Source organism: Kitasatospora sp. NPDC058243 (genome assembly GCF_042882025.1).
GTDB lineage: Bacteria > Actinomycetota > Actinomycetes > Streptomycetales > Streptomycetaceae > Kitasatospora.
The window spans coordinates 65,232-76,684 of record NZ_JBHVWW010000040.1 but is presented as its reverse complement, the minus strand read 5'-3'; the positions used below and the strand labels follow the sequence as shown (position 1 = coordinate 76,684).

The following is an 11,453-nucleotide window of genomic DNA, read 5'->3' as shown; positions in this document are numbered from 1 at the left end:
CCGCCGAACTGGCCGCACAGGCCCGGCAGGCCCGGCCCGCGCCCACCGTCGCCCTCCACGGCGGCCGGGCCGGCGCCGCGCTCGCCCGGCTGCGGCTCGCCGACGCCCTCGGCAGCCGGCGCGAACTCGCGGACGCCCTCGCCGACGCGCGGGCGCTCGACGCGGTGCTGCGCGGGCAGACCGTCCCGGGGCTCGGCGCGCCGACGGCGGCCGGACTGCTGTACGGCCTCGCCGGCATCGCCCTCGTCCAGCTGCGGCTGTACCAGCGGACCGGCGAGGACTGGCTGCTGGCCTCCGGGCGCGAGGCGCTGGAGCGCGCCGTGGCGCAGTGCGTACGGGTGCCCGACGGGTCGGTGCAGGTCCTCGACCGGGGGCGGAGGCTCGCCTACCTCGACCGCGGCAGCAGCGGGATCGCGCTCGTCGCCCAGGAGTACCAGGCGCTCGGCGGCGGTAGGTCCGAGGAGTTCGACGGGCCCGAGGAGTTCGACGGGTTCCGGGAGTTCGGCGGGTCCGAGGAGTTCCTCGCCGACGTGCGGCGGGTCTGCGCACCCGGATTCGTCCGCGAGCCCGGGCTGTTCCGGGGCCGCGCCGGGCTGCTGCTGGCGCTGGACCGGCTGGGCGGGCCGGCGGCCCGGGACGCCGTCCGCGAGCAGGTCCGCAAGCTCCAGTGGCACCTGGTCGCGCGGCCGGAGGGGCTGCTCGTCCCCGGGATGCGGCTGCGGCGGTTCTCGGCGGACCTGCACACCGGGGCGGCGGGCGTCCTGCTGGCCCTGCACGCTGCCGAACAGGGCCTGGAGGGCGGGGAGTTGCTGGACATGCTGACGCTCGGCCCGAGGGGTGCCGGCCGGCGCGGCGGGCTCAGCTGAGGTTGTCGGCCAGTACGGTGCTGTGCTCGCGGGCGTGCAGGTGGGTGAGGCGGGGGAGCGCGTAGAGGGCGGCGTGGGCGGTGACCTCGCCGGTGGGGGAGGTGACGGCGCCGGTGTCGGTGAGGGCCTCCAGGGTGCGCAGGGCGAGGCGTTCGGGGCGGCCGAGGGCGGCGGCGGCCTCGGGGAGGGTGAACAGCAGGGAGAGCGGGAGGGCGGCGAGCCGGCCGAGGGCGAGGCGGCCCTGGTCGGTGAGGTCGCGCCAGCCGGAGTCGAGGCGGGCGCGGACGGTGACGTCCCCGGCGACGAGTTCGTCCAGGGCGCCGGCCGGGTCGGCGAGGCGGGCCGCGTACTCGGCGAGCGGCAGGTGGCGCAGGACGGCGAGCCGGGTGCCGGCGACCCGGACGGCGAGCGGCAGCAGCCCGCAGGCCTCGACGATCCGGGCGGCGGCCGCGCGGTCGGTGCCGGTCCGGCCGGTGCCGACGATCCGGCCGAGCAGGTCGAGCGCCTCGGCGGGGGCGAAGGGCGGCACGGTGACCCGGTGCACCGAGGCCAGTCCGGCGAGTTGGCTGCGCGAGGTGACGAGGGTGGCGCTCGGGCCGAAGCCCGGCAGCAGTTCGCGGACCACGGCCTCGCCGGGGGCGTCGTCGAGGATCAGCAGCATCCGGCGTCCGGCCAGGGAGGCGCGCCAGAGCGCGGCGGCCTGGGCCGGGTCGGCCGGTCTGGGGCCGGATCGGCCGGTGAGGGCGGCGAGTTCGGCGAGGATGTCGGCGAGCGGGCGCGGGGTGCCGTCCTCGGCGCGCAGCCGGAGCAGCAGCCGGCCGTCGGGGAAGCGGTCGGCGAGCAGGTGTCCGGCGTGCACGGCGAGGGCGGTCTTGCCGATGCCGGCCGGGCCGGAGAGGACCGCGACGCGCTCGCCGCCCTCCGCCAACGCATCGATCAGGTCGCGTAGTTCGTGGCTCCGGCCGGTGAAGTCGGTGGCGTCGGCGGGCAGCAGTGCGCCGCTCGGGCCGGGGTGCTGCGCCGGCCGGGCGGTGGCGGGGCGGGCCGGGCCGTGGGCGAGCAGCTGCCGGTAGCGGGCGGTCAGGGCGGGGCTGGGTTCGAGGCCCAACTCGCGGGCGAGCAGCTGGCGGTGGGTGTCGTAGACGGCGAGCGCCTCGGCCTGGCGGCCGGACAGGTGCAGGGCGTTCATCCGGGCGGCCTGGAGGCGTTCGCGCAGCGGGTGGCGCTCGGCCAGGTCGGCGAGTTCCTCGGCGACGGCGGTGGCGTTGCCGAGCTCCAACTCGGTCTCCGCCCAGTCCTCGTGGACGCCGAGGCAGCGGGCCTCCAGCCGGTCGGCCTCGGCCTGGACGGCGGGCGAGCAGCGCAGATCGGCGAGCGGCGGGCCCTGCCACAGGTCGAGGGCCTGGCGCAGCAGCCGGGCGGCGGGGGCGAGCGCGCCGCTGTCGGCGGCGGCCCGGCCGGCCCGGGCGAGGGCGCGGAACTGGAGGACGTCGAGCTCGGGTTCGGCGACCCGCAGCAGGTAGCCGCCGGCGGTGTGGACCAGCCGCTCGGGCCCGGGGTCGCGGCCGAGCAGGGTGCGCAGCGTGCAGATGTAGACCTGGAGGTTCTTGCGGGCGGTGCGCGGCGGCTCCTCGGGCCAGACCGCGTCGGTGAGCAGGTCGACCGGGACGGCCGTGTTGGCGCGGCTCAGCAGGACGGCCAGCACCAGCCGCTGCTTCAGCGGGCCGAGGGCGAGCGGGCGGCCGTCCGCTTCGCCGGTCAGCGGGCCGAGGACGGAGAAGCGCGGCCGGGTGGGGGCGGCGGGCTGGGCCAGGGGCATCGGCGTACCTCCGGGGCGTGGGTGGGGGCCAGGGCGTGTCCGAGCGGGGGCGTGACCGGTGAGGTGCGGGCGTGGCCGCAGGCTACTTGACGGCCGATCCGATCTGTAGGGCACGGAATCGTCCTGTTTCGCTCACGCGACCCTCACACTTCGGGCACCTGGGGGAGGGGACACCCGGGGGAGGCGGCGGCCGGCTGCGGTGGCGGCCGGCGGGCGCGGTGTCGTGGCCGATGGGGCGGGGTGGGAGGGGCCGGCGGGGCGCGGCGGAGGGCCGGGGCCGGGGGTGCGGGCCCCGGGGCGGACGGGGCCGGGCGGGGGCGCTCCGGGTCGCGGGCGCCGGGGCGGTTCCGGCGTTCCTCCAGCGGTGCTCGTCGGCGCGGTGAGCGCCGCCCGAGGGGCCGGGGCGGGACCGACGGCCACCGGAGGTCCCGGTCCGGGCGCCGGAACGCGGGCCGTGCGGCCCCGGGGGCGCGGGTCGAACGGCCCTAGGGGGCGGGGGCGGTGCGTTCGGATCATGGATCGCCAGCCATTCGCACGACGTTCCTAAGGAGTGCGTCCTTGAGCGCCACCCCGGCACAGGGCGACCCCACGCCACCGCCAACCTCCGTACCGCAGCCGTCGGTTCGGCCGAAACGGCCCGGTTCGGCCGTGGTCAGACTGCTGACCACCACCGACCACAAGACGATCGGCTCCATGTACCTGGTGTCGGCGTTCGGGTTCTTCCTGATCGGCGGTGTCCTGGCGCTGGTCATGCGCGCCGAACTCGCCCGGCCCGGAACGCAGATCCTCTCCAACGAGCAGTTCAACCAGGCCTTCACCATGCACGGCTCGGTGATGCTGCTGCTCTTCGCGATGCCGCTGTTCACCGGCTTCGCCAACTGGATCATGCCGCTGCAGATCGGCGCCCCGGACGTCGCCTTCCCGCGCCTGAACATGCTGTCCTTCTGGCTGTTCATGTTCGGCTCGCTGATCGCCGCCGCCGGCTTCGCGACCCCGCAGGGCGCCGCCGACTTCGGCTGGTTCCTCTACGCGCCGCTGTCCGACGCCGTGCACTCGCCCAGCGTCGGCGCCGACATGTGGATCATGGGCGTGACGCTCTCCGGCTTCGGCAGCATCCTCGGCGCCGTCAACTTCATCACCACGATCATCTGCATGCGCGCACCCGGGCTGACCATGTTCCGGATGTCCATCTTCTGCTGGAACGTGCTGCTCACCTCGGTGCTGGTGCTGCTGGTCTTCCCCGTCCTCGCCGCCGCCCTGCTCGCCCTCGAATGCGACCGCAAGTTCGGCTCGCACGTCTTCGACCCGGCCAACGGCGGGGCGATGCTCTGGCAGCACCTGTTCTGGTTCTTCGGCCATCCCGAGGTGTACATCCTGGCGCTGCCGTTCTTCGGGATCATCTCCGAGATCATCCCGGTCTTCAGCCGCAAGCCGATGTTCGGCTACGCGGGGCTGATCGCCGCCACCGTCGCCATCGCCGGCCTGTCGGTGACGGTGTGGGCGCACCACATGTACGTCACCGGGCAGGTGCTGCTGCCGTTCTTCTCCTTCATGACCTTCCTCATCGCCGTCCCGACCGGGGTCAAGTTCTTCAACTGGGTCGGCACCATGTGGAAGGGCTCGCTCAGCTTCGAGACACCGATGCTCTGGACGGTCGGCTTCCTGGTCACCTTCCTGTTCGGCGGCCTCACCGGCGTGCTGCTCGCCGCCCCGCCGATCGACTTCCACGTCTCCGACTCGTACTTCGTCGTCGCCCACTTCCACTACACGCTGTTCGGCACCGTGGTCTACGCGATGTTCGCCGGCTTCCACTTCTGGTGGCCCAAGATGACCGGCAAGAAGCTCGACGAACGGCTCGGCCGGATCACCTTCTGGACGCTCACCGTCGGCTTCCACGGCACCTTCCTGGTCCAGCACTGGCTCGGCGCCGAGGGCATGCCGCGCCGCTACGCCGACTACCTGGCCTCGGACGGCTTCACCACGCTCAACACCCTGTCCACCATCTTCTCCTTCCTGCTCGGACTGTCGATCCTGCCGTTCCTCTACAACATCTGGAAGACGGCCAAGTACGGCGAGAAGGTCGAGGCCGACGACCCGTGGGGCTACGGCCGCTCGCTGGAGTGGGCCACCTCCTGCCCGCCGCCCCGGCACAACTTCGTCCGGCTGCCGAGGATCCGCTCCGAATCCCCGGCCTTCGACCTGCACCACCCCGACATCGCGGCCCTGGACGTCCTGGAGAACACCGGCAAGCCCGCCACCCACCTGGGCGACGTGACCCCGGCCAAGTACGACCTGCCGCAGACCAGGGCGGAGCGCGAGCGGTCCGCCGTGGACAGCTGACCCGAGGCCGGGGCGCGCCCCGGCCACCCGCTCCGAACACCCACCGACCGCCGTCCCCGCCCACGCCCCCGTCACGGGCGGGGACGGCTCCCCCCTCGCGACCTGGAAGGCCGGCCCCATGACCCACACCGTCCTCGCCATCGGCACCGCCGCGCTCACCGCGAGCGGCTGCGTCTGGTACCTGCCCGCCATCGCCGACCTCCAGGCCGGCGCAGACCGGCCCCGCTCCACCCGCACGGCCGCGGCGGCCTGCGTCCTGTGGTGGGCCGCCCTCGCCATGGCCGGCGGGCTGCTGCTCGCCCTGCCCGACTGGCGGCCCGCCGCGCAGATCGCCCTCGCCGGGCTGGTCGGCGGCGCGGCGCTGCGGGTCCGCGCCCGGTGGGACCGGCGCGGGGAGCAGCGCGAGACCGCCGCCCGCTGGGCCGCCCTGGGCGCCCGGCCGGCGCCGCGCTCCGGCCGCCCCGCCGCCGTCACCCTCGCGGGGTGGCTGGTCGTCGGCGCCGCCGTCGCCTCGCTGGGGGCGGTGGCGATCCTGCTGTCGGACGAGGGCGCCGTCGGCTCCCGGGTGGCGCTCGCGGCGGTCAGCGGGGCCGGGGTGGCGCTGGCCTTCCTGCTGGCGGGCCTCGGCAGCGCGCGGCGGCGCTGACGGCCCCTCCCCTCGGCCCTGTCCGGCAAGATCGGCCGGACAGGGCCTACGGGCGGCGCGGCTCCTGCGGGGGCCGCGCCGCCCGCGCGCTCGCCCGAATGGGGTCGTTGGGCCCTGGGCCCTGCGGCGGCCGGTGGGCGATGATGCCCTGGGCCCTGCCGGGAGTGTGCGGGGGTGACGAAGGTGGAGCCGCGTGATGGCGACCAAGACGGCGGGCGCCGGGGCACCGGCGCCGGTGCGGGTGTTCCTGCTGGACGACCACGAGGTGGTGCGCCGCGGGGTGCACGACCTGCTGGACGGCGAGCCCGATCTGGAGGTGGTCGGCGAGGCCGCCACCGCCGAGCAGGCGCTCGTCCGGGTGCCCGCGCTGCGGCCCGACGTGGCGGTGCTGGACGTCCGGCTGGGCGACGGCGACGGGGTGTCGGTCTGCCGCGAACTGCGCTCCCGGATGCCCGGCCTGGCCTGCCTGATGCTGACCTCCTTCGACGACGAGGAGGCGCTGCTGGACGCCGTCATGGCGGGCGCCGCCGGGTACGTGCTCAAGCAGATCAGCGGCACCGACCTGGTGGCCGCCGTGCGGACCGTCGCCTCCGGCCGCTCGATGCTGGACCCGGGCGCCGCCACCCGGCTGCTCAACCGCCTGCGCAGTGACGCCGAGCCCGCGCAGCCCGTCACCACCGGGCCCGCGCTGACCGTGCGCGAGCAGGAGGTGCTGGCGCTGATCGGGGAGGGCCTGACCAACCGGCAGATCGGCGAACGGCTCTACCTCGCCGAGAAGACGGTGAAGAACCACGTCTCGCGGCTGCTCGCCAAGCTGGGCGTGGAGCGGCGGGTGCAGGCCGCGCTGATCTCCACCGAGCTGCGCCAGGCGGCCGCCGCCGCGCAGCCGGGGCACCTGCGCTCCCTCCGGGGCTGACGCGACGTCCGGGCCCGGGACCCCCGGCGGGACCATCGGCCCTCGCGGCGCCGCCACCGCCGGGGCGAGCATCGAGGGCATGAACGGTGATCACGACCTGCTCGAACTGGACCGGGAGCGGGCGCTGGAACTGCTGGCCAGGGCCGCGGTCGGCCGGGTGGTCTACACCATCCGCGCCCTCCCGGCGGTGCTGCCGGTGTCCTTCCGGCTCGACCTGTCGGACGGCGGCGGAGTGCTGCTCTCGGCCCCGGCCGGCTCCGAACTCGCCCGGGCCGTGGACGACGCCGTGATCGCCTTCGAGGCCGACGAGGTGGACGGCGTGGACGGCTCCGGCTGGTACGTCACCGTCCTCGGCCGCGCCCAAGTGGGCCCCGCCGTCGGCCGCGCCCCCGGCGCCGTCCGGATCCGCATCCGCCCCGAACTCGTCGTCGGCCGCCGCCTTCCCCCGCGCACAAACTAGTGGCGCGTCTCGATTGGTCGACCGGGTAATTGATCTCTGCGGGGCGCCAACCTGGAGACCGGCATGCGTTGTGCATCCGGCAAGATCAATAGAGGATGCATGCTGGACGGCAGATGGAGGGAACCGCCTTGCTTGCCGCCCGGGTGGGGAAGTCGCAGGCAGCGCAGTCCTGAGTCCCTGGCCGTGCCGGCGCGAGGCGGCTGACTGGAGTTGGAGAGTCCGGCGTGGTGATTGCGGAGGAAACAGAGTTCGACCCGGAGGAGATGTTCGGGCTCTACGTCTCGGTCGGGTGGGAGGGGTACACCTGCGACGTCGACAAGCTCTGTCGCGGTCTGGCCAACTCGCACCTGGTCATCACTGCCCGCGATGAGTCAGGCGTGCTCCTTGGCCTAGCCAGGACGGTCTCCGACGATGAAAGCATCTGCTACGTCCAGGACCTGCTGGTCAACCCGAGGTTCCACCGGCAGGGGATCGGCCGGGCGTTGCTTGAACACCTGATGGAGCGGTACGCGCACTGTCGCTTCTTCCTGTTGTCCACCGACCATGAGTCGACACCGGAGGGGAAGAGGAACCACGCTTTCTATCGGCAGATGGGCTTCCTCTCCTACGAGGAGAAGCAGATGACGGGCTTCGGCCTGCCGAGGATCCGGGCGCCCCGAGGCCAAACCGAGACGTGACGCGCTACGCGGCCCTGGCTGGATACTCGGTCCAACTGCGGATCGGCGAGCCCAGGGCGAAGTTGGACTTGGGCTCGGAGCATGCGTTGTGCCAGCGGATGTAGACGTTGATGGCGGCGTTCTGCTCGGCGTGGCTGCGGTGGTCGGTGCCGTTGAGCGCGAAGTGACGAAGTGCCGCGAACTCGGACTCGATCCAGTTCAGCCACGAGCCGTAGGTGGGCAGGAAGACCAGCTCGACCTCGTTGTCCGCTGCCCAGGCCCGCACGTTCGGGTGCTTGTGCGGGGAGAAGTTGTCCAGCACGACGTAAGGCTTCTCCCCGGGCCAGCGGGAGCGCAGGGCCTTGAGCAGGCCGAGGAACTCACGCCATCGCGACGTCCGGCCGATCCGCTGCAGCCGCCGGCCCTCCTCCATGCTCACCGGCCGGACGAACACTCCCGGACGACGCCCCACGACCACCTCCAAGATCAGAACTCGGAGACAGCCTGACGGACTACCAGCAGCCGATCAATTTCCCGGTCGACCAATCGAGCCGAGCCACTGGTGCTAGTGCGGATCGCCCTCGATGCGGCCCGCCAAGGCGCGGACGGTGGGCGGGAGTTGGCGCAGACGCACGGCGAGGAGCGGGACGGCCAGGGCGAGGTAGACCCAGCTCAGCGCGACCCGGGCGGACTCGCCGGGGAGGGCGAACTGGACGGCGAACAAGGCGAACAGCAGCCCGGCCTTCCAGGGCAGGAACCGCAGGTCGAGCAGGAGCACCACGGCCAGGACGGTCTGCGCGGCGGTCAGCAGCACCTCGTCCACCTGGCGCTCGACCAGCGGGAGGGAGGCTGCGCCGCCGCCGGCCAGGTAGGCGAACGGGAGACAGCCGATCAGCAGGGTCCACTGGTTGACCTTGCTGGAGAGCAGCGCACCGAGGCCGTCGTCCCCGCGCAGCCGCCAGGCGAAGACGACCGCGACGATCAGCTCGGGCGCCTCGGAGGCGAGCGGGGCCAGCCACTGCACCAGCAGGAAGCGGTCGATGCCGAGCGAGGCGCCGGCGTCGACCAGCGAGGTGGCGAAGGGCTCGGCGCAGGCGAAGATCACCCCGGCCGCGACCGCGAAGACCAGGACGGTGGTCGCCCGGCGGCGCTGCCGCGGGAGGGCGGCCAACCGGGCCGGGACGCCGATGAGTTCCTCCTCGTCCTCCTCGCCGCAGCGGCTGACCCGGAAGAGGTAGTAGCCGTACCAGGCGATCAGGACGACCGCGAGCACCCAGGAGATCTGCCGGGTCAGCGGCATCACGAAGGCCACCAGGGCGGCGGCGCCGAGGAAGGCGGTGTCGATCCGGCGGTGCTCCCGCAGGGTGATCCCGGGGGCGGCGCCGCGCCGCCGGGCGGCGAAGTAGGAGGCGAGGGCGACCAGCGGCCAGCCGACGCCGACCAGCAGCCGGTTGGCGCCGGTCATGTTGGCGGCCGCGTAGGCGGCGTACTCGGGCCGGGTGCCGGCCGCGTACGCGAAGTAGAGGTCGACGGCGTACTCGGGCAGGACGGCGATGAACGCCAGCAGGGCCAGGGCGAGCGGGCCGGAGATGTCGGCCCGGGCGGTCTCCGCAGCCCACATCAGCAGCAGCGCCGCCGCCAGCACGCCGAGGCCGAAGACCACCATGCCCGGCACGGGCGCCAGGTGCACCCCGGCCAGCCGCAGCACCACGGAGGGCAGCGCGCCGGCCACGGCGGCCCCGATCCGCAGGGCCGTCACGGATCCGCTGGGCGGCTGCGCCGACGGGATCCCGCCGGTGCCCGGTGGGGTGGCGGTCGCGGGTGACTTCTGGGCCATCAGCCGTCCTTGCGCTCGGGGAACCTGAGCAGGCTAGGGTCGGCGGGCGGCGGGGCGGGCCGAACGGCGGGGCGGCGCGGCCGAGTTCCCCCGGACGGCGGCCGGGCGCCGTGCTCTACGCTGGCCCCGGACGCCGTCGACGGAGGGAACAGGACGCCATGCTCGACCCCGGGACCGCCGCCCTCTACGCGCGGGACGAGACCTGCCGGCTGCTGGGCATCGCGCTGGACGAGGTGTCCGCCGGCCGCGCGGTGACGCGGATGACGGTGGCCACGACGATGGTGAACGGCCACGGGACGGCGCACGGCGGCTTCCTGTTCCTGCTCGCCGACGCCGCGTTCGCGTTCGCGTGCAACAGCCACGGCCCGGTGACGGTCGCGCAGGCGGCGCAGGTCGTCTTCCTGGCCCCGGCGGCGGTCGGGGACGAACTGGTGGCGGAGGCGGTGGAGCGGTCGCGGGCCGGGCGCAGCGGGGTCTACGACGTGACGGTCCGGCGGGCGGACGGGAAGGTCATCGCCGAGTTCCGCGGGCAGAGCGTGGTGATCGGGGGCCGGCCGCAGACCGGCTGAGCGCCCAGTCCCCTACCGCTGCCCGGCCCCCGCCCCCGCCACCCGGCCCCTGCCATCACCGCCCGGTCAGGACTGCGGACGCTCGTCCAGTACCTGCTGGAGCTTGCCGGTACGCGGGTTGGTGACCAGTTCGGAGCGCGGCACCCACTCGACCGCGAGGTCGTGGATGCTGCCCAGCGCGACCTCGTCGGGGTAGAGCGGCCGGGCCGTGTACACGGCCTCGACGAGCCGGTCGGCGAGTTCGGGGCCCGGCCGCTGCCCGGTGTAGCCGAGGCGCAGGATCAGGCCGTCGCGCCCGGCCCAGCGGCGCTGCACGAGCTGCATGCCGGTGATGTGCCGCTCCGGGTCGGCGGCGAGCAGGACGGCCCGGATCTCCTCGGTGGGCATGGCGACGGTGCCGACCCGGGCGCCCTCGGTGGAGCGGCCGAGCAGGCGGAAGCGGCGGCAGCGGGCGTCGGTCCACTCGGCGCGGTCGCCGGTCGGGTAGCGCAGGATCGGCATCAGGGTGCGGAACAGGTTGGTGACGACGACCCGGCCGGGAGTGCCGGGTGTGGTGATCGTCTTGCCGGTGACGTCGTCGACGAGCTCCACCACCGTGCGGTGCGCGAAGGCCTCGTGCACCCGGACGTCGTCGCCGGGGACGGGCGAGCCGACCAGCCCGGCGTCGTTGGAGGCGTAGCCGACGGAGGCGACGGCGGCGTGGGGGAAGGCCCGGGCGAGGATCGGCCGCAGGTCGGCGAAGAGCAGATCGCCGCCGAACAGCAGCAGTTCGACCCCGTCGGCCGTCTCCCCGCGCTGGACCAGGCACTCGGCGACGGCGCTGAGCTTCATCGGCTCGCCGGCCAGCACGTGGACGCCGAAACCGGTGATGAGGTCGGCGATGTACGGGTCGGGGGCGGCGCCGCCGACGCCCAGGCGGACGTTGTCCACGGGTGCGTGGTGCAGGGCGCCCTCGATGTAGAGGAAGCCGCCGTAGAGTTCGCCGGCCGTGAACAGGTTGGCGACCCGGTGCCCGGGCCGCAGGCCGGCCCGGACGAGTCCGGCGCCGAAGGCGGTGACCGAGTCGGCGTGCTCGGTGCGGGTCCAGGGCGAGAACTTGGGGACGCCGGTGGTGCCGCCGGTCTTGTAGATGCCGGCGTCGCTGAGCGGGCCGGTCAGGACGCGGTTGTCTGGCCAGGTGTTGGCGGCCCAGAAGGCGGCCTGGTCGATGACGGGGAGCTGGTCGAGGCGCTCGGCGGCGGGGGGCAGGTCGCGGTACAGCTCGGCGTAGAACGGCGAGTTGGCGCGGGCGAAGGCGATCAGCTCGGCCAGGGGCTTGGCGGGCATGGTGGTCGGGTCCCTTGC

General features: G+C 74.3%; 10 protein-coding genes and 1 pseudogene. 7 read left to right on the top strand and 4 right to left on the bottom strand.

The features are described 5' to 3' along the window. A pseudogene (locus ACFVX9_RS24675) lies at positions 1-866 on the top strand (serine/threonine protein kinase); the annotation flags it as partial. On the opposite strand, the gene ACFVX9_RS24670 reads toward ACFVX9_RS24675, so the two are convergent. Beyond that, the gene (locus ACFVX9_RS24670; protein WP_387983484.1) at positions 859-2,685 is read right to left on the bottom strand and encodes a BTAD domain-containing putative transcriptional regulator; all 1,827 of its coding nucleotides are present in this window, start codon (positions 2,683-2,685) and stop codon (positions 859-861) included. The pseudogene ACFVX9_RS24675 and the gene ACFVX9_RS24670 sit on opposite strands and share 8 nt — an antisense overlap. A gap of 693 nt (positions 2,686-3,378) precedes the next feature. On the opposite strand from ACFVX9_RS24670, the gene ctaD reads away from it, so the two are divergent. The 5 genes from ctaD to ACFVX9_RS24645 all read left to right on the top strand — a co-directional run bounded on the left by ctaD (position 3,379) and on the right by ACFVX9_RS24645 (position 7,724). Beyond that, positions 3,379-5,025, top strand: coding sequence for a cytochrome c oxidase subunit I (gene ctaD, locus ACFVX9_RS24665; RefSeq protein ID WP_380345321.1), 1,647 nt, complete (start codon positions 3,379-3,381; stop codon positions 5,023-5,025). A gap of 118 nt (positions 5,026-5,143) precedes the next feature. Continuing rightward, positions 5,144-5,671: a hypothetical protein gene (locus ACFVX9_RS24660; protein ID WP_380345291.1), complete on the top strand. Its 528-nt coding sequence runs from the start codon at positions 5,144-5,146 to the stop codon at positions 5,669-5,671. Between the two features lie 196 nt (positions 5,672-5,867). Next, entirely contained in the window at positions 5,868-6,587 is a 720-nt protein-coding gene (locus tag ACFVX9_RS24655; protein ID WP_063346183.1) for a response regulator transcription factor, read from the top strand. Between the two features lie 79 nt (positions 6,588-6,666). Continuing rightward, entirely contained in the window at positions 6,667-7,047 is a 381-nt protein-coding gene (locus tag ACFVX9_RS24650; RefSeq protein ID WP_063346182.1) for a pyridoxamine 5'-phosphate oxidase family protein, read from the top strand. Between the two features lie 224 nt (positions 7,048-7,271). Next, on the top strand, positions 7,272-7,724 hold the full coding sequence (locus tag ACFVX9_RS24645) for a GNAT family N-acetyltransferase (RefSeq protein ID WP_208869037.1): 453 nt from the start codon (positions 7,272-7,274) through the stop codon (positions 7,722-7,724). Positions 7,725-7,728: 4 nt separating this feature from the next. On the opposite strand, the gene ACFVX9_RS24640 is transcribed toward ACFVX9_RS24645, so the two are convergent. Both ACFVX9_RS24640 and ACFVX9_RS24635 read right to left on the bottom strand, forming a co-directional pair. Continuing rightward, positions 7,729-8,175: a transposase gene (locus tag ACFVX9_RS24640; RefSeq protein ID WP_387983481.1), complete on the bottom strand. Its 447-nt coding sequence runs from the start codon at positions 8,173-8,175 to the stop codon at positions 7,729-7,731. 93 nt (positions 8,176-8,268) lie between these two features. After that, a complete protein-coding gene (locus tag ACFVX9_RS24635) occupies positions 8,269-9,540 on the bottom strand; it encodes a hypothetical protein (RefSeq protein WP_380487566.1) in 1,272 nt (423 codons plus the stop codon). A gap of 158 nt (positions 9,541-9,698) precedes the next feature. On the opposite strand from ACFVX9_RS24635, the gene paaI reads away from it, so the two are divergent. Further along, positions 9,699-10,109, top strand: coding sequence for a hydroxyphenylacetyl-CoA thioesterase PaaI (gene paaI / locus ACFVX9_RS24630; protein WP_380487568.1), 411 nt, complete (start codon positions 9,699-9,701; stop codon positions 10,107-10,109). 66 nt (positions 10,110-10,175) lie between these two features. Here paaI and ACFVX9_RS24625 read toward each other — a convergent pair whose 3' ends face one another. Beyond that, the gene (locus ACFVX9_RS24625) at positions 10,176-11,435 is read right to left on the bottom strand and encodes a phenylacetate--CoA ligase family protein (protein ID WP_380380647.1); all 1,260 of its coding nucleotides are present in this window, start codon (positions 11,433-11,435) and stop codon (positions 10,176-10,178) included. Positions 11,436-11,453: the final 18 nt, after the last annotated feature.

Excerpts from the sequence above, each read along its gene's own strand:
- ACFVX9_RS24660 (WP_380345291.1), top strand. The coding sequence starts at position 5,144 with ATGACCCACACCGTCCTCGCCATCGGCACCGCCGCGCTCACCGCGAGC.
- ACFVX9_RS24670 (WP_387983484.1), bottom strand. The coding sequence starts at position 2,685 with ATGCCCCTGGCCCAGCCCGCCGCCCCCACCCGGCCGCGCTTCTCCGTC.
- ACFVX9_RS24635 (WP_380487566.1), bottom strand. The coding sequence starts at position 9,540 with ATGGCCCAGAAGTCACCCGCGACCGCCACCCCACCGGGCACCGGCGGG.
- ACFVX9_RS24625 (WP_380380647.1), bottom strand. The coding sequence starts at position 11,435 with ATGCCCGCCAAGCCCCTGGCCGAGCTGATCGCCTTCGCCCGCGCCAAC.
- ACFVX9_RS24650 (WP_063346182.1), top strand. The coding sequence starts at position 6,667 with ATGAACGGTGATCACGACCTGCTCGAACTGGACCGGGAGCGGGCGCTG.
- paaI (WP_380487568.1), top strand. The coding sequence starts at position 9,699 with ATGCTCGACCCCGGGACCGCCGCCCTCTACGCGCGGGACGAGACCTGC.
- ACFVX9_RS24655 (WP_063346183.1), top strand. The coding sequence starts at position 5,868 with ATGGCGACCAAGACGGCGGGCGCCGGGGCACCGGCGCCGGTGCGGGTG.
- ctaD (WP_380345321.1), top strand. The coding sequence starts at position 3,379 with ATGTACCTGGTGTCGGCGTTCGGGTTCTTCCTGATCGGCGGTGTCCTG.